Consider the following 21775-nt stretch of genomic DNA (forward strand, 5'->3'; position numbering starts at 1 on the left):
TCTCAGACAGCGAGCGGCCGTGGGGAAGGGGGGCCGCGCCGGACGACCTCGTCAGTCAGCAAGAACGCGACCGGGGAGGCTCTGGCGGGCAGCGGTGAAAGACGCGGGAGGCCACCGCCCAGGCCCATGTCGCAGGGCGTGGGCAGGGGAGCGAACAGCCTGCGTACGAGATCGCCGAGCGCGCCGTGATCCCGCCCCGCGGCATACAGCACCCGCCGCCGACAGGCGCCCAGGCCGTGCAGCAGGATCGCGCAGAGCAACGTCAGCGCCAGATGGGCCACTACGACCGGCGCCCCGGCGTGCACGGCGGACGGCCATTCCCCGTGCGGGGCAAGGCCCGTCGAGTCGTCGGCCAGCACGAACCACCAGCCGACAGCCAGCTGTGTTCCGTACGAGAGGAGCACCTGCCGCCGCAGCGGCGTCTCCTGGCCCGCGCCCGGCAAGGCGACCCCGAACAGCACGAGCGCGGCGAGGATCCGCGCACCCCAGGACGGGTTGGAGTCGAACGCCAGGTGATGGACCATGCCGGCCAGCGCCGAGCCCACCCCGGAGAACAATGCCGCCCGGACGGCCGCCACCGGCACCGCGGGCGGCACACTGCCGCGACGGTGCGAACGGAACAGAAGGACCGAAGGCGCCATGACCCACCCATGATGGGGCGTAAGCCGCCGGGTGTCACCACCGTCTGGAGCAACAACACCGCTTCAGGACAGGGCGATTGGGGCCGTCGGGTGAGGGTGTGAGGGTGTTGGCAAGCGACAGTGCGGTGTCACGGACGGCGGTTGGCGTCGTGGACCTGGAGGGCGTCGCCGATGAGGCGGACTCCTCGGGACAGGCGGCCCAGTTGCTGGAGTTCGACGGCGTACATCCTGATGGAGTTCTCGATCAGGGACGCGGACAGGCCCATCGCGGGCAGTTCCGCCCGGCTGGTCTCCAGGGCGATCCGCACCGTCCGGACCTCGTGCTGCAGCTGGAGCTGTGCGTGCCGGGCGAGCAGTGCGGGATGGCGGTTCAGCGTCGGATAGGTGCCGTACCGGGCCGGGAGCAGGTCCCGCAGCCAGCGCATCGCCGTGCGTTCCCAGTCCTGGGTGCCGGGCGCCTTGACCTGGCAGGGCCAGTCGGGGCTGAGCGTGATGGAGGCAGTCTGGCGCATTCTCGTCGCTTCCGAGTGGTGTCGAACTCTGATCGAGACGTTGTTGTGGCGGCCTCGGCCCAGGGGTTGACCGAGGCCGCCGTGAGCGCTCCGTTGGATCCGAAAGCCGGGACCGGGCACGGGCGGGACGTGAGGAGGAGGCGTCACACCGCGTGCCGGTTTCCGGGAGGGCTTGGGGTCGCCCTCCCTGGCGTCTGGTGGATCCGGGGCGCTGGGCAAGTAAATATATATACCGCCGAGTACGCAAGGGAATGAAAAATTACATACGGAGGTAAGGGTGAAAACGCCCGGCGCAAGACGGGCAAAACCCGGGGGGCGCGCCGAGTGGGGACCGGCCTACAGGAAGAAACCGTGCTGGTCGGCGACCTGCTCATAGCCTTCGAGGCGCGCCTGCGTCCGCTCGGGGTCCGCGTCGGCCATCGCCTGCAGCAGGGCCGCGGACAGCAGGCCGGGCGCCGCGTACGAGTCGAAGACGAGCCGGGACCCGGTGCCCGCGGTCAGCGTCACGTCCGCCGCGTCCGCCAGCGGCCCCAGGGTGGGATCGGTGATCAGCGCGGTACGGAGCCCCACGCTCCGCGCGGCCCGGAGCGCGCCGAGGGTCTCCTTGGCGTGCCGGGGCATGGCATAGGCCAGCATCCAGGTCCCGCCCGCAGCCCGGGACTGCAGCAGGGCGTCGTAGGCCACGCTGCCGCCACGGGTCACCAGGCGTACGTCGGGGTGGATGCGCCGGGCCGCGTAAGCGAAGTACTCCGCAAGGGACACCGAGATCCGCAGGCCGAGTACCGTCAGCGGCACGGAACCGGCCAGCTCGCGCCCGATGTCCAGCGCCTGGTCGGTGTCGGCGAGCAGGCGACGCAGGTTCTGCAGGTTCTCGATCTCGGCGTCCACGGCCTCCTGCAACGCGTTGTGCCGGAACTGCCCGCTGCCCCCCGGGGAGCCCGCGACCGCGCTCAGGGCGATCGGCTGGAGCGCCTCCCGCAGGGCGGGATAACCGCTGAAGCCGAGGGAAACGGCGAAGCGGGTCACGGACGGCTGGCTGACACCGGCCCGTTCCGCAAGCTCCGTGATCGAGAGGAACGCGGCCTCGGTGAGGTGATCGATCAGGTACTGGGCGATGCGCCGCTGCCCCGGGGACAGCCGATGGCCGTCGAACAGCGCACGGACCCGCTCGCCGGGGGTGTGCTCTTGGTCCGGCGACTTCCCGCCCGGCGTGATGGCGGCCGCCTGGGCGCGTGCCTGCTGCCCGGATGACACCGACGGGCCTCCCTCTCATGTCACTCGTCACCCAACATAGCTCACACCCTGTGGTCACCCCTCCAGCTGTCCACCGGCACGTGCGGGGGTCCCTGGGACGACCGGATACAGTGCGCGCTTCGGCAGTCCGGTTGCTTGAGGAGGGGAAGCGTGACCGACACCAGCGAAGCCCGATCCGCGGACGGTGCGGCGCATGCGGCCGAGCAGAGCCGACTGCGCCGGCTGATGCGCTACCTCCCTTTGATCGCCCCCGTCCTGCTGTGGACCGTGCCCTGCTGGGTGCTGCTGCACGCCGGCCAGCACTGGCCGCTCCCCGTGGCGCTGGGCGGCACCGCCCTGTTCGTCCTCGGCCTGATCACCATGCCGCTCGCGATGACGCGCGGCCACGGCCGGCGGCAGCAGGACCGGGCGGCCATCGTCGGGGACACCCTCCTTGGGGCCGGCTGGATACTGTTCACCTGGTCCCTCATCCTCGGCGTCCTGCTGCGCCTCGCCCTGACCGTGGCCGGCGTGGGCGACGGCCAGGACCGGGCCCGGACCGTCACCTGGGCGATCCTCGGCACGGCCGCCGTGCTGCTCGCGTGGGGGTACGCCGAGGCCCGCCGGGTGCCACGGGTACGCCGGCTCGACGTACAACTCCCGCGCCTGGGAGCCGGATTGGACGGCACCCGCGTCGTCCTCGTCACCGACACCCACTACGGCCCGCTCGACCGCGCCCGCTGGTCGGCGCGGGTCTGCGAGACGGTCAACACCCTGGAAGCCGACCTGGTCTGCCACACCGGCGACATCGCGGACGGCACGGCCGAACGCCGCCGCGCCCAGGCCGCTCCGCTCGGCACCGTGCAAGCCACCCGGGCCCGGGTCTACGTCACCGGGAACCACGAGTACTACAGCGAGGCCCAGGGCTGGGTCGACCTGATGGACGAGCTGGGCTGGGAGCCGCTGCGCAACCGCCATCTGCTGCTCGAACGCGGCGGCGACACCCTTGTGGTCGCCGGCGTGGACGACGTCACCGCCGAGTCCTCCGGCCTGGCCGGCCACCGCGCCCACCTCGCCGGAGCGCTGGACGGCGCCGACCCCGACCACCCCGTCCTGCTCCTGGCCCACCAGCCCAAGTTCGTCGACCGGGCCGCTGCGGGCGGCGTCGACCTCCAGCTCTCCGGCCACACCCACGGCGGCCAGATCTGGCCCTTCCACCACCTCGTCCGCATCGACCAGCCCGCCCTCGCCGGCCTCAGCCGCCACGGCACCCGCACCCTCCTCTACACCAGCCGCGGCACCGGCTTCTGGGGCCCGCCGTTCCGCGTCTTCGCCCCCAGCGAGATCACCCTGCTCGTACTCCGCTCCCCGCAGCGATCCTCCACGCAGCCCCTATAGCTGCCCTCAGGGCGTGACGCCCTTGACGCGGGGGAAGGGCTTGGCGAGGCGCCAGTTTTCGTAGAAGCCCAGGAAGAGGCTCCACTCCGGGTTCACGGCCATCCAGTTCGCCAGCGGGACAGGCCCGGTCGGCGGCGGCATCGGCACGGTGGTCGTCCGTATCTCGGTGATGAAATCGTCGACCTCATGCGCTCCGGCACGCTGGGCCAGCTGGAAGATGCCGATGGCCAGGCTGCCGGAGACATAGGGGCCGAACAAGGCCCGCTTCGTGCGCAGGTAGGACCGCGCCGACGCTATCTGCTGGGCGGTCGGAGGATCGGAGATCGCGTCGAGGCCGGCGAAGCCCGGCCTCGGGTAGACCTTGCCGACCATGCCCTGAACCGTGGGATCAAACGTGAGCTTCCGCTTCTGGAAGTCGGCCACGATCGCGGGAGTCGCTTCCGCGGAGGCGGCGATCCGCGAGTGCAGGAGCACTGATTCGTCGTTGTCCGACACTTCCTTGGTCACCGTGGCCGTGATCTGTTCCTTGGTCCGGCCTTTCACATAGTCCTCGGGGTCCACGGTGACGCCTTCACGCGACAGGATCCCGACCTTGGTGATGACCAGCGTGCGCAGACCACTGGCCGCCAGTACTTGGTTCACCGAGGAGAGGGCCGCCGCCGAGGTCGCACCGTCCGCGGTCCAGACGTGGCTCCTGAATCCGGGGGTACGGAAGCGGCCGGTTCCGTGGGCGATCACATCTGCGATGTAGGACCGGTTGGGCTCCGGAATGCCGGCCCAGATGTTCCGTCGCTGCGCGTCGTCCCGCCCTTTGATGAGCGCGTCGCGGATGGCCCATTCCGTCTGGAGAATCTTCTCCGCACGTTCCTGCACCGTGCCGTACAGGAAGATGTGATTGTCCTTGGTGTCGTTCCAGTCGTAGGCGTGATTGCCCAGCCAGTGGCCGCCTGCGGCCATGTCGAAGACCAGGCGCCAGTTCTCGCCCTGCACCACCCGCTTGCCGACCAGGTAGAACGTGGCCCGCGCCCCTGCGGCATTGAGGGCGTCGAGCACTCGGCCGGTGTTGCCGGCCGCGTCGGGCCCGTCGTCGTAGGTGAGCTCGAGCCGGGAGATCCGTGCCGGACGGCTCGACATGCTGGGCGGTGCCGTGGCCGCCCGACGGCCGGAATCGCCGTCGACCTCGGTCGTGAGAGTCGGGTAGGCGGCCCGCAGACCGCCCCAGCCCAGAGCCGCGACGGCCGAACCTGCCTCGGTTTCGGCCGGGTCGTGCGGTTGGGAGACACGCGGGGCGCCGGCGCCGGCGCGGTGGTGCTGGACGACATGCACGAGTTCGTGGGCGAGCAGCCGTCGCCCCCGGTCGAGGTGCGGCTCGTAATGCCCGGGGGCGAAGAAGATGTCGGATCCGCCGGCGCATGCCGCCGCTCCGTGGCGGCCCGTTCCGGCCGCGGACTGCGCATCGGTGTGCACTCGTACGTCACTGAAGTCGTGCCCCAGCGCGCGCTGGAACGTGGCGCGGACCTCAGGGTCGAGGCGTTGGCCTGGCGCGTCCGCGCCACGCCGGGTGCCGGATTCCCGGGCGGAGGTGCCGGATTCCCGGGCGGGCCCGTCGGCGGTGCCGGATTCCCGGGCGGGAGCGCTGAGTTGACGTCGCAGAGGAGGCTCGAACACGGCCATCACCACCACACTCCCCCGCCTGCTGTTCGCCCCGGGCGTATGGCGCCACGACTGACCACACGCTAGCCAGCCCGCCGTCACCACCGCGTCACGTGCTCCGGCGCGGCTGCGGGCTCGCAGGCGAGCGGGACCGGCCACGCCCGACAAGGGCAGCAGGGCCCGGACCGCGCGTCGCGGTCCGGGCCCTGCCCCGTGCGGTGCCGCCCTGCGGCGGCGGTGCGTCAGCTCTGTTCGGTGTCGTCGCCCGGCTGCCCGGCGCCCTCGGCCGCGGCCACCTTCTCGCGCATCTTGCGCACCAGCTCCGCCTTCTGGTCGGCGGCGCCCTTGCGGTCGAGGTTGCGGTGCGGACCGTTGTTCTGCCGTTCGGCGCGGGACAGCTTCTTGCGCTGGCCGCCGCCCATGCCCACGGGGTTGTTGATGTTCTTGCTCACGGGTTCTCCCGGAATGATGTGAAGGGACCTACGGATTCATCGGTGGGGGACGGGCGCGGCGACGTCGGGGGACGTCAGCAGGGGCCCATCACGCTCTCACTCGTAAATCAGCGTCTGGAAGAACATGAGGCAAGACGTTACCCGGTTCCGTCGGTCCCGCACACCACGCTTTTCGCCGGGCCGGCGTCGAGCAGCCGCGCGGCAGGGCGTTCCACGAGCCGGATCAGAAGCGCGCCCGCAGTGTTCTTCCCGCATCCGCCCCGCCGCCCTGGCCGCCGCCACCGCCACCTCGCCCTGGGCGGTCTGACCGCCTGCGGCGGCGGGGACTCCGCCACCGACAACGCCAAGAGCAGTGCGAGCGAGGACGTCGGCAAGAACACCGGCACGGACGGCCGGGCGACCGAGAAGGGCTCCGCCGAGAATTCGCTGACACCAAAGCGAGGGGTGAACAGAGCACCCACAGAGCCTCAATCGATGGCCATACGGACAGATGTGACTGTCCGGCGCTCCACAAGGAACCGCTGTCGGCCGGATGCCGCCTGGTCGCAGGCGTGAGCATGCCAATATGCTGTGCGCCCTTCGCGTGCGTCCTGGGGAGGTCTCGTGAACGGTCTCCGTGCGGTCCTTGTCTGCCTTGTGCTCGCGTGTGCCGCGATGGTGTCGCCGGCCGCGGCCGTGACGGCGACACCTGCCGCTGCCGCTGATGCGAATCCGAGCTGGTCGGCGCTGCCGGTGCCGGCGGCGGCCCCGCCGGTGACCGTGAAGGATCTCGCCGCCCGCGGTCCCGGCGAGGCGTGGGCGACCGGGTACGAGCACGCCGCCGATGGGCTGCGGCCGATGTTGTACCGGTGGGACGGCACGGCGTGGAGCCGGGACACCGCCTTCCCCGGCGCCGGTGAGCCGGGCTGGCTCGGCAAGGTGCAGTTCGTCGGCGATGAGGTGTGGGTCTTCCACAACCGCGGCGGGGTGGGCGAGATCCTGCGCCGGTCGGCGACAGGGGGCTGGAGTGCCCTCCCGCTGCCGCAGACCCTGTCGGTCTACCAGGACTTCACCGCGGTACCGGGCGCCGCCTGGGTGGTCGGTGAGGACGACACCGGCCTGAAGGTGTTGCACTACGACGGCTCCGGCTGGACCACACAGCCAACGCCGGACGGCGTGCTGTACGTGATGGGGATCAACGCGCGCACGGCCACCGACGCCTGGGCCTGGGCGGACACCAGCACCGGGGCCGGGACCACCGTCCTGCGCTGGGACGGCACGGCGTGGCGGGAAGCGAAGGTGGCACTGCCGCCGAACAGCAACGTGCACACGATCCTGCCCGAACCGTCCGGCCGGGTCACGATCGGCGGCAGCCAGTACACCGACGGCGTGTCCCGCACCTACCTGATGACCTTCAACGGGCATGCCTGGCGCACCAGTTACCCACCGCTGGGTGACACCTACACCGAGGCCATGGTCCGCGGCCCGGACGGCGCTCTGTGGCTTCCGGTGCGCAGCGACCGCGCGTTCCAGTCGAAGTACGCACGGGTCGGCTCCCGCACCACGTTCTCGTACGGACCGGAGCGCAGAGACGCGATCGACGTCAAGCCGCGTGCGCTGGCGAAGGCCGGTTCCGCACTGCTGTCCTTCGGGACCGTCGAGATCTACGGCTCGAAACCGAACCTGATGAGCGAGCGGCTGGGAGGCTGACCATGGCACGCAGACTTCTCGTCGCGGCTCTCGCCGTCGCCCTGACCGTCGTGGCCGTCATGTCCTCGGCCGCGGCACAAGCCCCGTCCTGGCAACACGTTCCGGTCCCGGCCCAGGTACGCCCACAGGCCGGCCTCAACGAGGCCGTGGCGTTCGGTCCCGACCGGGCGTGGGCGGTGGGTGCCGACGCCGTCGGGCGCGAGGCGCCGGGCTTCCCGCTGGTGCTGCGCTGGGACGGAACCGCGTGGCAGCGCCAGAGTCTGCCCGGGGTGGGCTAGCAGGGAGAGCTGCTGTCCGTCGCCGCGACCTCACCGACCGCGGTCTGGGCGGTCGGCCGCGACTCGGCGGGCGGCGCCCGCCTGCTCCGCCACGACGGCAAAGCGTGGTCCGAGAACCGGCCGCCGCGCGGTGTCGTGCTGACCAGAGTCGTCACCGGCGGCGGTGAGACCTGGCTGATCGGTTCGCGGGACGGCGCGCAGGTACTGCTGCGCCGGGACGGGCGCGGCTGGCGGGACGTGCCGGTGCCGCCGGGATCCGTGTACGGCCTGCACATCCTGAGGTCCGACGACGTCTGGGCCGCGGGCGCCACCGAAGCGGGTGCGGCCGTCTCGCACTGGAACGGGCAGGAGTGGCGGCAGACGATCGTGAGCGGGTTCCCGCGCTCGGGCGTGAGCAGTGTGCTGGCGGTCTCGCCGACGGAGGTGTGGGCGGGCGGCACGGCCGGCTTCGTCGGCGGCCCGGTAGGCAAGCCGATTCCGCCCTTGCTGGTCCGCTTCGACGGACAGGCGTGGAACCGGGTGACCGTGCCCACCGACTTCGGCTCGATCAGCTCACTGGCGCCCACCACGTCCGGCGCGCTGGGCTGGGTCTCGGTGGCCCGCTCGCAGAAGTACGGCCCGCCCGGCAGCTGGCCGCCGTTCGTCCCCGGGCCGGACTTCTTCGCCTGGAACGGAGAATCGTTCACCGAGTACGGCGAACCGGCGGTGGCCGGGGAGGGTGAATCCTGGGCGCTGCGGCTCGCGCCGGTGCCGGGCACGGAGACGGTGTGGTCGGTCGGCCGCGCCGACGGTCCCGAGGGCACCTTCGCCCCGCGCATCCTGCGGTTCGGCTGAGCGGACGAACGGGGGCTCGTCCGCAGTGGGCGGAGCCCCGTTGTGGCGGCGCCGGTTTCGCCGGTGGGGCGAGGTGATCTACGGAGTACGGTCGTCCTATGGAGCAAGTCGGCGGAATCGGCGCAGTCCTCATCGACATCGACGGAGTGCTCACGGTGTCCTGGGAGCCGCTCCCAGGCGCCGTCGCGGCCATGGAGCGGCTGCGCGCCGCGGGGATCCCGCTCGCTCTGGTCACCAACACGACCTCGCGCACCCGCGCCTCGATCTCCGCGCGCCTCGCGGAGGCGGGGTTCCCCGTCACGGTCGACGACATCCTCACGGCCCCCGCCGTCACGGCCGCCTACCTGCGTGAGCACCATCCGGGCGCGCGCTGCCTGCTGCTCAACGCCGGTGACATCCGGGACGACCTGACGGGCGTGACACTGGTCGACGAGTCCGAAGCGGACGTCGACGTGGACGTGGACGTCGTGGTGGTCGGCGGCGCGGGCGACGAGTTCGGCTACGCGGCCCTCAACCGCGTCTTCCGTCACCTGCAACGGGGAGCGCACCTCGTGGCCATGCACCGCAACCTCTACTGGCGCACCGCCGACGGCCTCGACCTCGACACCGGCGCCTTCCTCCTCGGTCTCGAACGGGCCGCCCGGGTCGAGGCGACCATCACAGGCAAACCGTCCGATGCCTTCTTCGCCGCCGCGCTCGCCCACCTGGGCGCCGAGCCGTCCGCGACGCTCATGATCGGCGACGACATCGAGTTCGACGTGCTCGCAGCCCAGCGCGGCGGCGTCACCGGCGTACTCGTCAAGACCGGCAAGTACCTTCCGGAGACCCACCGTTCGGCCTCCGGCACACCGGACCACGTGCTCGACTCCTTCGCCGCACTCCCCGACTTCCTCGAACGCCTGGCCTCGACCTCCCACTGAGCCACACCGCACCGCACCGCTCCCCGAAAGGAACCGCCCATGCCGTCCGGAACCGTTCCGCCGCCGTACATCGACGCCGAGACGATGTCCCGGCTCGTCCCCATGTCCACGGCGATCGGGGCGGTGGAGGCCGTCCTGAAGACGGACCTGGACCCGGAGGCGGAACCGCCCCGAGGCGTGGTCGACATCCCCGGCGGGCAACTCCTCCTGATGCCGTCGGCCACCACCGCGTACACCGGCGTGAAGATCGCCACGGTCACCCCTTCCAACGCGGCCCGCGAACTGCCCCGTATCCAGGGCATGTACGCGCTCCTGGACGGCGTGACGCACACGCCGCGCGCCCTGATGGACGGCATCGCCCTGACGTCCCTGCGGACGCCCGCCGTATCGGGCGCCGCGATCAAGTACTTGGCGGTGCCGGAAGCGCGCCGCCTGCTCGTCTTCGGGACCGGCCCGCAGGCCTGGGGGCACGTGGAGGCGGTCCGGGCGGTGCGGCCCGCCCTGGAGCATGTCGACGTGGTCGCGCGGACCCCTGAGCGGGTGACGGCCTTCGTCGAACGCTGCCGCGCCGCGGGCCTCTCGGCGGCGGCCGCCACCGCGGCGGACGTCGCGTCGGCCGACGTGATCTGCTGCTGCACGACGGCGCGCACCCCCCTCTTCGACAGCACCCTGCTCGCGGACCACGCGACGGTGGCGGCGGTCGGCGCACACGAACCGGACGCCCGCGAGGTCGACGAGGCCCTCCTGGCCCGCGGTTCGGTGGTGGCGGAGTCCCGCGGCGTGGCCCTGCGGGAGTGCGGGGACATCGTCCTGGCGATCGAGTCGGGCGCCTTCGACGTGGCCTGGCTGCGGACGCTGAGCGAACTGGTACGGGGCGAGTTCACGATCCCCGGCGACCGGCCCCGGCTGTTCAAGTCGGCGGGGATGGCATGGGAGGACCTGGGGGTGGCGGTGAGTGTGTACGAGGGGTGGGCCGCCCTCGGTTCGTCCGCCGGTTAGGGCGCGGCCACACGAGCGGCCCGCGCCGTCTCACACCACCCGCACCGCATGCCGCACCACCGCATCGAACAGATACCCCTGCGTGTTGTGCACCGTCGCCTCCGGCTGGGTGCGCCCGGTCGTGTCCGTCGCGCGGGCCAGGAGGGCGGTCGGGCCGGGGGCCGTGGGGTGCCACCGTGTGGTCCAGCGGGTCCAACTCGGCTGGTGGGGCTTGTCGTTGAGGTGGGCGGGGTGCCAGGTGGCGCCCCCGTCCGTGCTGATGTCGACCCGGGTGATGGCGCCGGACGCCGACCAGGAGCGGCCGGTGAGGCGGTGGGTTGCGGCTGCCGGGAGGCTTGCGTTCCAGGGGAGTTCGAAGGCGGATTTGAGGGTCTGGCGGGTCAAGGGGGCGCTGCCCTCGTCCGGGTACGCATCGCCGAACAGGCGGTAGAAGTCCGTGTTCCAGGGTGAGTAGAGGGGAGTTGTGGAGACCTCGATGTCGCCCAGCCATTTGATCGAGGCGATGCCCACCCAGGAAGGGACGAGGAGCCGGACCGGGTGGCCGTGGTCCGGCGGGAGCGGGGCGTCGTTCATCTCGTAGGCCAGGATCACGTCGTCCATCGCCTTGGAGAGGGGAAGGGGGCGGCGGACCCTGCCCAGGTTCGTGCCGTCGTCCGTGACGTAGTCGGCGTCCAGGCCTCGCGGCAGCACGTCCACCGCGTGGCGTGACACGCCGGCCAGGCGCAGGACTTCGGAGAGGCGTACGCCGCGCCAGCGGGCGTTGCCGATCGCGCCCAGGGTCCACGGGGTGCCGGAGACGGGGTTGCCCTGTTGTGTGGCGAAGAAGCTGCGGGCGTTGCCCGCGCATTCGACGAAGGCGGTGCGTGACACCGAAGGGAGGCGCTTGAGGTCGGAGAGGGTGAACTCCCTTGGCCCGCCCCGCAGTCCGTCGCCCCAGATCTTCAGCTTCCAGGTCTTCGCGTCCAGCCGCGGAGTCGAGGTGTGGTTGCGTACGAAGAAGTGGGAGGCGGGGGTGCACAGGCCCGTCTCCGCCAGTGACTCGAACTTTGTCTCCGCGTTCGTGCCCCGGATCGTGAAGCGGTCCGCGGGGAGTGGTTTCACGATCCCCGGTGCGGCGCCCGGTGGGCGCGAAGCGGCCACCGCCCGCGGGCCTGCCGACGCCAGCGCCGTCGCCCCGCCCGCCGCCGCGAGCAGCCGCAGCATGTCCCTGCGCGCCACCCCGGCCGCGCGGGCCTCCCCCGCGAGCCACTGGGCCCTTCGACGTCCGTCGTACGCCTCTTCGGAGAGCCCGTTGGAGATCATGGGCGTCATCGTACGAGCCACCCCTTGGGCAACTCACCGGTGAAACGCGCCAGTTACGGAGTTGTCGTCGACACCACGTACACCATCGGGTGGTCCGGGTTGGCGCGGTTCACCACGACGTCCAGTGTCGGGATCGGGTCCTTCTGTTCGTGGGTGAGGCCGTACCAGGGGCCCGGGTCCGTGAACTCCCAGCCGACGACCTTGCGGTCGCGCTTGCTGATCGTGATGTCGTTCTTCTCCAGGTCGGCGGTGCTCGTGCCGATCTGCTTGAGGAACTTGTTCAGGCCCTTGTTGCTCGTCAGGAACTGGGCGTACAGGCGGCTGGTGCGCCAGTTGTTCGTCTCGTAGTACGCGACTTCCCTGGAGTACGGCGGGATCGGCACGTCGTACAGGCGGCGCTGCACCTTGGAGGGCCAGCCCGCCGTGAGGCCCGTCGCGGAGTACTTGGCCTCCTTGTCGCGCCCGCTGTTGCGGCTCTGGTTGGCGGAGATCACCAGATAGCCGGCGGGTACGCCGATGAGCAGAACGATGATCGTCGCCGTCAGCCAGCGGCGGCGGATCATGTGGCGGCGGTCCTCAGGGGGACGCTTGCCCTCGTCCGGGGAGTCCGGGGAATCCGATGAGTCCGGAGAGTCCGGGGACGAGGGCTGGCGGGGCACGGTCATCTGCTTACTGGGTTCCCTGAGAGGTGCGGTTGTTGGAGCGGCGCGCTTCGGCGTACCGCTCATAGCGTTCGTAGCGCTCCACGCGGCGGCGGTTGGCGCGGCGGAAGCGGCGGGCGACCAGACGGGCCAGGTCGGCGGCGCCCACCATGCCCGCCTCGGGGCCGAGCTGGGCGCGGGCGATGCGGGCCTCGGGGCGGTAGCCGCGCCCGGTGAGGTGGCGGCGGAAGGCGTCGCGGGCCGGGCCGATGAGGAGGTCGTCGGCGGCGCTGACACCGCCGCCGATGACGAAGCAGGAGGGGTCGAGGGCAGCGGCGAGGTTCGCGATGCCCACGCCGAGCCACTGGCCGATGTCCTGGAGCAGCTCGACGCACATCGCGTCGCCCTCGCGGGCCAGCTCGGTGATCAGCGGGCCCGAGATGTCGGGGATGTTGCCCTTGACCCGTTCGATCAGGCCGTACGCCACCGGGGAGTCGGCAGCGGCGAGCTCCCGGGCCTCCCTGACCAGCGCGTTCCCGGAGCTGTACTGCTCCCAGCAGCCGCGGTTGCCGCAGGGGCAGCGGTGGCCGCCGGGGACGACCTGCATATGGCCGAACTCGCCGGCCACGCCGAACTTGCCGCGCTTGACGGCGCCGTCCTCCAGGATCGCGCCGCCGATGCCGGTGCCCAGCGTGATCATGACGAGGTGGTCCTCGCCGCGGCCCGCTCCGAAGCGCCACTCGGCCCACGCGGCCGTGTTCGCGTCGTTGTCCACCATGACGGGCACGGCAAGGCGGCCCGAGATGCGGTCGCGCAGGGGTTCGTTGCGCCAGGACAGGTGCGGGGCGAACAGGACGCGGTTGCGATCCGCGTCCACCCAGCCGGCCGCGCCGATGCCGACCGCGTGCACGTCGTGCCGGTCGGAGAGGTCGAGGACCAGCTCGACGATGGTGTCCTCGACGACCTTGGGGCTCTTGGACTTGTCCGGGGTCTCCGTGCGGAGCGTCTCCAGGATGTTGCCGTCGGCGTCGACGACGCCCGCCATCACCTTCGTGCCGCCGATGTCGATGCCGACGGTGGGCACGCGGGGCGCCGTCAGATGCGATCGGCGTTCACGCGTGCCCACGGTCCGCAGGACGGTGGCTCGTGCGGAGCCGCGGTGCGCGAGGTCGCGGTAGGTGCTCATTGCCTGGATTCTGCCTCACGCTCGCGGGGGCGCGCACAACAGACCCGGGGGGGTGCGCCCCGAAGGGGCGCGGGGAACTGCGCGGCCAGCCACGAAAAGGCCGCAGACGCGTCTGCTCGACACTCGGCAGACGCGTCTGCGGCTTTTCTTGGGCTGAGCGCGCAGTTCCCCGCGCCCCTTCGGGGCCCGGCCCACGGCCTCCCCGCGCCCCTGACGGCGCGCTTGCGTCAGCGTCCCTCTAGTTCGTGACGGAGGTCGTCCAGCTCTGAGCCGCCCGCCATCTGGCGGGTCAGCTCATCCAGGGTGACCTCGTCCCTCGCGTAGCTGCCGAACATCGTGCCGCGCTTCAGGAGGATGAAACGGTTGCCGACCAGGTACGCGTGGTGCGGGTTGTGGGTGATCAAGACCACGCCGAGGCCCGCGTCCCGCGCGGCGGCGACGTACTTCAGGACGACGCCCGACTGCTTGACGCCGAGCGCCGCCGTCGGTTCGTCGAGGACCAGGACCTTCGCGCCGAAGTAGACGGCGCGCGCGATCGCCACGCACTGGCGCTCGCCGCCCGAGAGGGTGCCGATGGGCTGGTCGACGTCGCGCAGGTCGATGCCCATGCGCAGCAGCTCCGCGCGGGTCGTCTCGCGCATGAAGTCGACGTCCATGCGGCGGAAGGGGCCCGCGCCCTTCGTCGGCTCCGAGCCGAGGAAGAAGTTCCGCCAGACCGGCATGAGGGGGACGACCGCCAGGTCCTGGTAGACCGTGGCGATGCCCAGGTCCAGGGACTCGCGGGGCGAGCCGAGGCTGGCCTCCTCGCCCTCGATGCGGAAGGTGCCCGCGTCGTGCTTGTGCAGGCCCGCGATGATCTTGATGAGGGTGGACTTGCCTGCGCCGTTGTCGCCGAGGACGCAGGAGATCTCCCCCGCGTGCACCTCCAGGGAGACGCCTTCGAGGGCGCGGATGTTGCCGTAGTACTTGGATACGTCGTCGAGCTCGACGAGCGGCGTGCGCCCCGGCTCCGGCGTCGGCACCTCGTCGGCCTTCGTCATGTCCGTGGTCACTTCGTCGCCTCCGCCCGCTTGCGGACCCAGTGGTTGAGCAGGGTGGCCAGGAGCAGCATCACGCCGAGGAAGAACTTGAACCAGTCGGAGTTCCACTCGGCGAAGACGATGCCCTTGCTGACCATGCCGAAGATCAGGGCGCCGACCGCCGCGCCGACCGCGGAGCCGTAGCCGCCGGTGATCAGACAGCCGCCGATGACGGCCGCGACGATGTAGATCAGTTCGTTGCCGACGCCCTCGCCGGACTGCACGGTGTCGTACGAGAAGAGCAGGTGCTGGCCGGAGATCCAGGCGCCGAACGCGACGCCCATGTAGAGGCCGATCTTGGTCTTGGCGACCGGGACGCCGACCGCGCGGGCCGCTTCCTCGCCGCCGCCCACCGCGAAGATCCAGTTGCCGACGCGGGTGCGCAGCAGGATCCAGCTGGCGACGGCGACCAGGCCGAGCCACCACAGGATGGTGACCTTGAAGTCGACGCCGCCGATGGTGAATGTCGAGGCGAAGAGGGATTTCGCGGAGGAGAAGCCTTCCATGTCGGCGATCGACTTCGTGGAGACCGTGCCGCTGATCAGCTTGGTGAAGCCGAGGTTCATGCCGGTCAGCATCAGGAACGTACCGAGCGTGATGATGAAGCTCGGCGGGTCCGTGCGGGTCAGCATCACGCCGTTGAAGACGCCGATGGCCAGGGTGGTGAGGAGCGAGACGCCCACGCCCACCCAGACGTTCGCCGTCATCTGGTAGCTGAACATCGACGAGACCAGCGCGGACGTCGTCACCAGGACGCCCGCCGACAGGTCGAACTCGCCGCCGATCATGAGCAGCGCGACCGGCACCGCCATGATGCCGAGCGTGGACGCCGCGTACAGGACCGTGGCGAGGCTCGTGGCCTGGAGGAAGCTGTCGGCCACGAAGGAGAAGAAGACGAAGACGGCGACGGCGCCGACGACCGAGCCGAGCTCGGGGCGGCCCATCAGCTTCTTCAGCGGCGAGGTCTTCAGGAGGCGCTCGTCCGTCCTGGTGTCCGGGGACGGAGCGGGCGCGGGTGCTGTCGCTGTCATCGGGTCCCTCGCTTCGCGTAGTCCTCCAGCTCGGCGGCCTGGTCCTTGGTGATGATCTGCGGTCCGGTCAGGACCGGCTTGCCGCCGCCGAGGACGTCGGCGTTGTACTTGTAAAGCCACAGCAGGTCGACGGCCTCGTAGCCCTGGAGGTAGGGCTGCTGGTCGACGGCGAAGCCGAGGGTGCCGGACTTGAGGCCGGCGGCGACCTTCTCGTTCAGGTCGAAGGTGTCGATCTCCGCCTTGCTGCCCGCGCCGTCCTTGGCCTTCACCGCGGCGTCCGCGAACGGCGCGCCGAGCGTGACGACCGCGTCGATGTCCTTGTCGGACTGCAGCCTGGCCTCGATGGACGACTGCACGTCGGGCATGTTCGTGCCCGTCACGTACAGGTTCTGCAGCTTGCCGTCGAAGGTCTTCTTCGCGCCGTCGCAGCGCTGCTCGTGGCCGACGTTGCCCTGCTCGTGCAGGATGCAGAGCGCCTTCTTCTTGCCGCGCTTGTTGAGTTCCTCGCCGACGGCCTCGCCCGCGATCGTCTCGTCCTGGCCGATGTGCGTGAGCGCGCCGAACTCCTTGGACTCCGCGGAGCCGGAGTTCACGGTGATCACCGGGATGCCGGCCTTCTTGGCGCGGGCCAGCGCGCCCTTCATCGCGTCGGGCTTGGCCAGCGACACGATGATGCCGTCGACCTTCTTGTCCACGTAGGAGTCCACGAGCTGGGCCTGCTGCTGTGCCTCGTCGTCATGGGCGTACAGGAACTTGATGTTGTCCTTGACCGCCGCCTGCTCGGCGCCGTTCTGCACGATGTCCCAGAACGTGTCGCCGTCGCCCGAGTGGGTCACCATCCCGAAAGTCCAGCGCGGCGTGTTCACCGCCGCCTTCCCCTGTGCCGCCGCTGCCTTGCGGGCGTCTTCCGCGCGCTTGCCACCGGTGCTGCTGCACCCCGCAAGGGATACCCCGAGCACCGCGACCAGCACGGCGCCCACCGCACGTACCCCTGTCTGAACCCTTGCCACGACGCCGTGCCCTTCTTGCTCTGCTCCTCGGTGAGGCCGGTCCGGATCCCCGGCCCCAGCCGCCCAAGTATCGACCACGCGGATCACGCATGTACTCATCGGGTACCGCGGGCGGTGTACTTCTCCAGCTTCGGCACGTCCTTCTCGGTGACGATCGCGGGTCCGGTGAGGACGGGCTTGCCGCCGCCGATGACGTTCGCGTTGGTCTTGTAGAGCCACAGTTCGTCGATGGCGAGGTAGCCCTGGAGGTAGGGCTGCTGGTCGACGGCGAAGCCGACCTCCTTGGCCTTGAGGCGCTTGACCACCTCGGCGTTCAGGTCGAAGGTGGCGACCTCCACCTCGCTGGCTGCGTCTCCGGCGTCTTCCTTGGCCTTGACCGAGAGCGCGGCGATGGGCGCGCCGAGCGTGACCACCGCGTCGATATCCTTGGTGGCCTGCAGCTTCGCGCTGATGGAGGACTGGGCGCCCGGTGCGTTGGTGCCTTCGACGTTGAGGTTCTCGACCGAGCCCTTGAAGGTCTTCTTGACGCCCGCGCAGCGCTGCTCCAGCGAGACGTTGCCCTGTTCGTGGATGACGCAGAGCACCTTCTTCTTGCCGCCCTTGGTCAGCTCGTCGCCGACGGCCTCGCCCGCCACGGACTCGTCCTGCCCGATGTGGCTGAGCGCGCCGAAGCCGGCGGAGAACTCGCCGCCGGAGTTGATGGTGACGACGGGTATCCCGGCGGCTTCGGCCTTGCCGAGGACCGTCTTCATCGCCTCGGGCTTGGCCAGGGTCACGACGATGCCGTCGACCTTCTTGTCGATCGCCGACTGGACCAGCTCGGCCTGGCCCTTGGCCTCTTTGTCGTTGGAGTAGAGGAACTCGACGTTGTCCTTGCGGGCCGCCTGCTTGGCGCCGCTCTGCACGATGTCCCAGAACGTGTCGCCCTCCCCGGAGTGCGTCACCATCGCGATCTTGAGGCGGGGCGTGTTCACGCCCTTGCCGCCGCCTCCGCCGTCGCCCGACGTGTCCTCGTCGTCCTTGCCGCCGGAGCTGCTGCATCCGGCCGCGAGGGCGATCACCGTGATGCAGGCCGCGACACCTGTCGCCGTACGGGATGTGCGCATGGTAGGACCACCTCTTCTCCCGGCCGCCTCGATGCGGCTGGGGGGAGTTCTAGCGGTGGGTGCGCGGCACCGTCAATGGATTTGTCAGAACATTCTTACGACGGTGATGTGAGCGGGCGCTACGGCCGTACGAGGAGCTGGAACTCGAAGGAGTAGCGCGAGGCCCGGTAGATGTGCGAGCCGAACTCGACCGCGCGGCCCGTGTCGTCGAAGGTCGTGCGCTCCATGGTGAGCAGCGGGGCACCCGCGGGCTCGACGAGCCGCTCGCCCTCCTCCGCGGTGGCTGCGCGGGCGCCGACCGACTGGCGCGCGCTGTGCAGGGTGATGCCGGCGGCCCGCATCAGGCGGTACAGGCCGGTGGCCTCGAGCCGGTCGGTGTCGAGCGCGAGCAGCCCGGCCGGGAGGTGATTGCGCAGGTACGCCATGGGCTCCCCGTGGGCGAGCCGGAGCCGCTCGACCAGGTGCACCTCGTCGCCCTCCGCGATGCCGAGGGCGGCCGCGACCTCGGCGGACGCGGGCTCGACGGTGTTGAGCAGGACGCGGGTCTCGGGCCGCTGACCGGCCGCTTCCAGGTCGTCGTAGAGGCTGCTGAGCTCCAGCGGGCGCTTGACCTGGCTGTGCACGACCTGGGTGCCGACGCCTCTGCGCCGTACGAGCAGCCCCTTGTCGACGAGCGACTGGATGGCCTGGCGGACGGTCGGCCGGGACAGACCGAGGCGTCCGGCGAGTTCTATCTCGTTGCCGAGCAGGCTGCCCGGGGTGAGGGCGCCGCGCTCGATCGCCGCCTCCAGCTGCTGGGACAGCTGGAAGTACAGCGGGACCGGGCTGCTGCGGTCGACGCCGAGCTGCAGGGAGACCGTCGGGTCCACGGCTGGTTTGGCGGCAGATTTGGGCACGGGCCGAGCGTAGCCCCAGGGAATGATGACGGGAAGTTCTGAAGTTCTGTTGTCCGGACAAACCCGGCGCGGACAACGGCTCGGCCCCGGCCCGCGCACTTCACCGCGGGCGGCGTCACGGCACCCGCGCGACACCGACCCATCCGGCCCGGATGGTCAGCGAGCCCGGCATGTCCGAGTCCGGCTTCCACTTCGGCCAGGGGACGAACCCGGGATCGACGAGCTCAAGGCCGTCGAAGAGGGAGACCGTCTGCTCCGGACTGCGCAGGATGTAGGGGATCGCGCCGGAGTTGTTGTACTCCTCCTGCACACTGCGATGCAGTTCGTCGTCGGCGTCGGAGTGCGTCAGCGAGGCATAGCTGCCGGAAGGAAGGCCCGACACCAGACCGCGCACCAACGTCAGGACGTCCTCCCACGGGGAGATGTGGCCTAATACGTCGTTGATCACGAGACCGATGGGCTGGGACATGTCCAGCGTTTTCGCGGCGCCTTGAAGGATCGTGTCGGTGTCACGCATGTCCGCGAGGACATAGTCCGTAGCGCCTTCAGGCGAGCTCCTGAGAAGCGTGTCCACGTGCATGAGGACGATCGGGTCGTGATCCACGTAGACCACCCGGCTGTCCGGCGCGACCCGCTGGGCGATCTCGTGGGTGTTGTTGGCCGTGGGCAGCCCGGCGCCCACGTCGAGGAACTGCTTGACGCCTTCCCGCGCCATCCAGGTCACCGAGCGACGCAGTACGTCGCGGGACTCCCGGGCCATCGGGACGATCAGCGGGAACTTCTCCTTGTAGGCATCACCGGCCATCTGGTCGGACGCGTAGTGATCCTTGCCGCCAAGCCAGTAGTTCCAGACGCGCGCGCTGTGCGGCAGGGACGTGTCTATCTTGTGGATGTCTGCTGGTTCGCTGCTCATGACAGTGCTTCTCTCAATAGATCAGGCCATAGATCAGGCAATGGATCAGGCAATCGGTCACGCGATTCGGCCGAACAACGCTGCTGTACACCGTAGTTCGGAGCCCCGATCATGTCGCCGACATCGGAACAGATGACGGCCCGGGGAAGCGGAACCCCATTTCTGACGACCCTTTGTCCGGACAAAGGATTGACAGGACCTCTGGGCCTGGCGAGGGTGGGTCCATGCGCATCGGACTCATCGGAACGGGCCGTATCGGCACATTTCACTCCGCGGCTCTGCGGCGGCACCCGGACGTGGCGGCACTGGTCGTTGCCGACGTGGACGCCGAGCGCGCGGCCGACCTCGCCTCCCGCATCGGGGCGACGGCCGCCGCGTCGGTGGACGAGCTCTTCACCGGGGGCGTGGACGCGGTGGTGATCACCGCGGCGACCTCCGCGCACGCCGAGCTGATCGGCAGGGCGGCCCGGGCCGGCCTCCCCGTCTTCTGCGAGAAGCCCATCGCCCTCGACCTGCCGGGCACGCTCTCCGCACTGCGGGAGGTCGAGTCCGCGGGGACTGTGCTCCAACTGGGCTTCCAGCGGCGCTTCGACGCGGGGTACCTGGCGGCGCGCGATGCCGTGCGCGCGGGGCGGCTCGGGCGGCTGCACACCGTCCGCGCGATCACCGCCGACCCGGCGCCGCCGCCGGCCGCGTATCTGCCGCTGTCCGGCGGGCTCTACCGGGACTGCCTGGTCCACGACTTCGACATGCTGCGCTGGGTGACGGGCCGTGAGGTGACACAGGTGTACGCGACCGGGTCCGACGCGGGGCCCGCGATGTTCCGCGAGGCGGACGACGTCGACACGGCCGCGGCGGTCCTCACCCTCGACGACGGCACGCTCGCCACGGCCACCGCGACGCGGTGCAACGGCGCGGGCTACGACGTACGCATGGAACTTGCGGGCGAGAACGACCAGATCGTCGTCGGCTTCGACGACCGCACTCCCCTGTCGTCGGTGGAACCGGCGGGCCCGCCGCCGCCCGAGAAGCCCTGGCCGGGGTTCCTCGAGCGATTCGCGCCCGCGTACGAGGCGGAGCTCGCCGCGTTCGTCGAGGTCGTACGCGGCGAGCGGGCGAACCCCTGCGACGGCCGCGAGGCGCTGGCCGCGCTGCGGATTGCGGAGGCGTGCGAGACGTCCCGGCGGTCGGGGCGGGTGGTTCGCTTGACGGAGGTCGAAGGGGGCTGACAGCTCCGCCCGGTGATTGCGCACCGTCGATCACCGGCTTCGCCGAGTTCGTCCTCAAACGCCGGACGGGCTGAATTTTCCCCCGGCCGGGGCTACTCCACCCCGTCCAACAGCCCCGCGTCATGCGCCAACAGCGCAACCTGAACACGATTGTTGAGGTCCAGCTTCGTCAGGATCCGGGAGACATGCGCCTTCACCGTGGCCACGCTCAGGAACAGCTCCGCCGCGATCTCCGCGTTGGACGCCCCTCGCCCCACCGCGACCGCCACCTCCCGCTCCCGCTCACCAAGGAGCGCAAGCCGACCCAACGCCCGCTCCCTGCGCCCCTGTTGGGGGTCGTCCCCGGTCACCCGAGTGATCAACTGCTGGGTCACCGAGGGCGAGAGCACCGGCTCCCCCGCCGCCACCGCACGCACCGCCTCGACGATCTCGGCGGGCGCGGTGTCCTTCAGGACGAACCCCGCGGCGCCCGCCCGCAGGGCCCGCAGCACCTGCTCGTCCGCGTGGAAGGTGGTCAGGACGATCACCTCGGGGGCGTCGGGGCGTCTGCGCAACGCCTCCGTCGCCGCGAGGCCGTCCATCGTGGGCATGCGGATGTCCATCAGGACGACGTCGGGACGCCGTTCGGCGACGAGTCCCGCGACCTCCGTGCCGTCGCCCGCCTCACCCACGATCTCGATGTCGTCCGCGCCGCCGAGCATGAACGACAGGCCCGCACGGACCAGTGGGTCGTCGTCGACGAGCAGCAGCTTGATGGGGTTCATGCGACCACC

Annotated in this window: 22 protein-coding genes; 7 read left to right on the forward strand and 15 right to left on the reverse strand. The window is 70.6% G+C overall.

Translation table 11 applies throughout. The features are described 5' to 3' along the window. Positions 1–2: 2 nt before the first annotated feature. The 3 genes from AB0G47_RS06415 to AB0G47_RS06425 form a co-directional block, all read right to left on the reverse strand. Positions 3–641, reverse strand: coding sequence for a hypothetical protein (locus tag AB0G47_RS06415; protein ID WP_360764636.1), 639 nt, complete (start codon positions 639–641; stop codon positions 3–5). 128 nt (positions 642–769) lie between these two features. Continuing rightward, the gene (locus tag AB0G47_RS06420) at positions 770–1153 is read right to left on the reverse strand and encodes a hypothetical protein (protein WP_360764638.1); all 384 of its coding nucleotides are present in this window, start codon (positions 1151–1153) and stop codon (positions 770–772) included. 336 nt (positions 1154–1489) lie between these two features. Then, positions 1490–2407 (reverse strand): MurR/RpiR family transcriptional regulator, encoded by a 918-nt coding sequence (locus tag AB0G47_RS06425; protein ID WP_360764640.1) that lies wholly within the window; start codon positions 2405–2407, stop codon positions 1490–1492. Positions 2408–2557: 150 nt separating this feature from the next. Here AB0G47_RS06425 and AB0G47_RS06430 point away from each other — a divergent pair, with 150 nt between their 5' ends. Further along, positions 2558–3784: a metallophosphoesterase gene (locus tag AB0G47_RS06430; RefSeq protein WP_360764642.1), complete on the forward strand. Its 1227-nt coding sequence runs from the start codon at positions 2558–2560 to the stop codon at positions 3782–3784. 6 nt (positions 3785–3790) lie between these two features. Here the strand turns inward: AB0G47_RS06430 and AB0G47_RS06435 are convergent, their stop codons facing one another. Together AB0G47_RS06435 and AB0G47_RS06440 are read right to left on the reverse strand one after the other, a co-directional pair. Beyond that, positions 3791–5452: a DUF4157 domain-containing protein gene (locus AB0G47_RS06435; RefSeq protein ID WP_360764644.1), complete on the reverse strand. Its 1662-nt coding sequence runs from the start codon at positions 5450–5452 to the stop codon at positions 3791–3793. A 227-nt stretch (positions 5453–5679) separates the two neighbouring features. After that, complete coding sequence (locus AB0G47_RS06440) at positions 5680–5889, reverse strand: DUF6243 family protein (RefSeq protein WP_360764646.1); 210 nt, start codon at positions 5887–5889, stop codon at positions 5680–5682. 603 nt (positions 5890–6492) lie between these two features. On the opposite strand from AB0G47_RS06440, the gene AB0G47_RS06445 reads away from it, so the two are divergent. The 5 genes from AB0G47_RS06445 (at position 6493) to AB0G47_RS06465 (ending at position 10609) form a co-directional block, all read left to right on the forward strand. Continuing rightward, on the forward strand, positions 6493–7578 hold the full coding sequence (locus AB0G47_RS06445; RefSeq protein ID WP_360764649.1) for a hypothetical protein: 1086 nt from the start codon (positions 6493–6495) through the stop codon (positions 7576–7578). Between the two features lie 2 nt (positions 7579–7580). Further along, positions 7581–7856 (forward strand): hypothetical protein, encoded by a 276-nt coding sequence (locus tag AB0G47_RS06450; RefSeq protein WP_360764650.1) that lies wholly within the window; start codon positions 7581–7583, stop codon positions 7854–7856. Between the two features lie 135 nt (positions 7857–7991). Continuing rightward, complete coding sequence (locus AB0G47_RS06455) at positions 7992–8690, forward strand: hypothetical protein (protein ID WP_360764652.1); 699 nt, start codon at positions 7992–7994, stop codon at positions 8688–8690. A 98-nt stretch (positions 8691–8788) separates the two neighbouring features. Continuing rightward, a complete protein-coding gene (locus AB0G47_RS06460; RefSeq protein WP_360764654.1) occupies positions 8789–9610 on the forward strand; it encodes an HAD-IIA family hydrolase in 822 nt (273 codons plus the stop codon). 39 nt (positions 9611–9649) lie between these two features. Next, on the forward strand, positions 9650–10609 hold the full coding sequence (locus AB0G47_RS06465) for an ornithine cyclodeaminase family protein (protein ID WP_360764655.1): 960 nt from the start codon (positions 9650–9652) through the stop codon (positions 10607–10609). Between the two features lie 30 nt (positions 10610–10639). Here the strand turns inward: AB0G47_RS06465 and AB0G47_RS06470 are convergent, their stop codons facing one another. From AB0G47_RS06470 to AB0G47_RS06510, 9 genes are all read right to left on the reverse strand, one after another. Further along, positions 10640–11920, reverse strand: a complete 1281-nt coding sequence (locus tag AB0G47_RS06470) for a sulfite oxidase (protein WP_360764657.1) — start codon at positions 11918–11920, stop codon at positions 10640–10642. A gap of 44 nt (positions 11921–11964) precedes the next feature. Further along, positions 11965–12576: a sugar kinase gene (locus tag AB0G47_RS06475; RefSeq protein WP_360764659.1), complete on the reverse strand. Its 612-nt coding sequence runs from the start codon at positions 12574–12576 to the stop codon at positions 11965–11967. Between the two features lie 4 nt (positions 12577–12580). Further along, positions 12581–13738, reverse strand: coding sequence for an ROK family glucokinase (locus tag AB0G47_RS06480; protein ID WP_360764661.1), 1158 nt, complete (start codon positions 13736–13738; stop codon positions 12581–12583). Positions 13739–13965: 227 nt separating this feature from the next. Further along, positions 13966–14778, reverse strand: coding sequence for an ATP-binding cassette domain-containing protein (locus AB0G47_RS06485; RefSeq protein ID WP_360765138.1), 813 nt, complete (start codon positions 14776–14778; stop codon positions 13966–13968). 8 nt (positions 14779–14786) lie between these two features. Further along, positions 14787–15848: an ABC transporter permease gene (locus AB0G47_RS06490; protein ID WP_360764663.1), complete on the reverse strand. Its 1062-nt coding sequence runs from the start codon at positions 15846–15848 to the stop codon at positions 14787–14789. Continuing rightward, positions 15845–16858: a sugar ABC transporter substrate-binding protein gene (locus tag AB0G47_RS06495; RefSeq protein ID WP_360764665.1), complete on the reverse strand. Its 1014-nt coding sequence runs from the start codon at positions 16856–16858 to the stop codon at positions 15845–15847. Before AB0G47_RS06495 ends, AB0G47_RS06490 begins: the two co-directional genes overlap by 4 nt. Before the next feature lie 95 nt (positions 16859–16953). Next, entirely contained in the window at positions 16954–17964 is a 1011-nt protein-coding gene (locus tag AB0G47_RS06500; RefSeq protein WP_360764666.1) for a sugar ABC transporter substrate-binding protein, read from the reverse strand. 119 nt (positions 17965–18083) lie between these two features. Next, positions 18084–18833, reverse strand: coding sequence for a GntR family transcriptional regulator (locus AB0G47_RS06505; RefSeq protein WP_360765141.1), 750 nt, complete (start codon positions 18831–18833; stop codon positions 18084–18086). Between the two features lie 142 nt (positions 18834–18975). After that, positions 18976–19773: an SAM-dependent methyltransferase gene (locus AB0G47_RS06510; RefSeq protein WP_360764668.1), complete on the reverse strand. Its 798-nt coding sequence runs from the start codon at positions 19771–19773 to the stop codon at positions 18976–18978. Positions 19774–19997: 224 nt separating this feature from the next. On the opposite strand from AB0G47_RS06510, the gene AB0G47_RS06515 reads away from it, so the two are divergent. Next, positions 19998–21002 carry a Gfo/Idh/MocA family oxidoreductase gene (locus tag AB0G47_RS06515; RefSeq protein ID WP_360764670.1) on the forward strand — a complete coding sequence of 335 codons (1005 nt, stop codon included), beginning with the start codon at positions 19998–20000 and terminating at the stop codon, positions 21000–21002. Between the two features lie 92 nt (positions 21003–21094). Here AB0G47_RS06515 and AB0G47_RS06520 read toward each other — a convergent pair whose 3' ends face one another. Beyond that, positions 21095–21766, reverse strand: a complete 672-nt coding sequence (locus tag AB0G47_RS06520; RefSeq protein ID WP_360764672.1) for a response regulator transcription factor — start codon at positions 21764–21766, stop codon at positions 21095–21097. Positions 21767–21775: the final 9 nt, after the last annotated feature.

The organism is Streptomyces sp. NPDC021622 (genome assembly GCF_040640795.1).
Classification (GTDB): domain Bacteria; phylum Actinomycetota; class Actinomycetes; order Streptomycetales; family Streptomycetaceae; genus Streptomyces.

Excerpts from the sequence above, each read along its gene's own strand:
- AB0G47_RS06415 (WP_360764636.1), bottom strand. The coding sequence starts at position 641 with ATGGCGCCTTCGGTCCTTCTGTTCCGTTCGCACCGTCGCGGCAGTGTG.
- AB0G47_RS06420 (WP_360764638.1), bottom strand. The coding sequence starts at position 1,153 with ATGCGCCAGACTGCCTCCATCACGCTCAGCCCCGACTGGCCCTGCCAG.
- AB0G47_RS06450 (WP_360764650.1), top strand. The coding sequence starts at position 7,581 with ATGGCACGCAGACTTCTCGTCGCGGCTCTCGCCGTCGCCCTGACCGTC.
- AB0G47_RS06460 (WP_360764654.1), top strand. The coding sequence starts at position 8,789 with ATGGAGCAAGTCGGCGGAATCGGCGCAGTCCTCATCGACATCGACGGA.
- AB0G47_RS06465 (WP_360764655.1), top strand. The coding sequence starts at position 9,650 with ATGCCGTCCGGAACCGTTCCGCCGCCGTACATCGACGCCGAGACGATG.
- AB0G47_RS06470 (WP_360764657.1), bottom strand. The coding sequence starts at position 11,920 with ATGACGCCCATGATCTCCAACGGGCTCTCCGAAGAGGCGTACGACGGA.
- AB0G47_RS06475 (WP_360764659.1), bottom strand. The coding sequence starts at position 12,576 with ATGACCGTGCCCCGCCAGCCCTCGTCCCCGGACTCTCCGGACTCATCG.
- AB0G47_RS06480 (WP_360764661.1), bottom strand. The coding sequence starts at position 13,738 with ATGAGCACCTACCGCGACCTCGCGCACCGCGGCTCCGCACGAGCCACC.
- AB0G47_RS06485 (WP_360765138.1), bottom strand. The coding sequence starts at position 14,778 with ATGACGAAGGCCGACGAGGTGCCGACGCCGGAGCCGGGGCGCACGCCG.
- AB0G47_RS06490 (WP_360764663.1), bottom strand. The coding sequence starts at position 15,848 with ATGACAGCGACAGCACCCGCGCCCGCTCCGTCCCCGGACACCAGGACG.
- AB0G47_RS06500 (WP_360764666.1), bottom strand. The coding sequence starts at position 17,964 with ATGCGCACATCCCGTACGGCGACAGGTGTCGCGGCCTGCATCACGGTG.
- AB0G47_RS06510 (WP_360764668.1), bottom strand. The coding sequence starts at position 19,773 with ATGAGCAGCGAACCAGCAGACATCCACAAGATAGACACGTCCCTGCCG.
- AB0G47_RS06515 (WP_360764670.1), top strand. The coding sequence starts at position 19,998 with ATGCGCATCGGACTCATCGGAACGGGCCGTATCGGCACATTTCACTCC.
- AB0G47_RS06520 (WP_360764672.1), bottom strand. The coding sequence starts at position 21,766 with ATGAACCCCATCAAGCTGCTGCTCGTCGACGACGACCCACTGGTCCGT.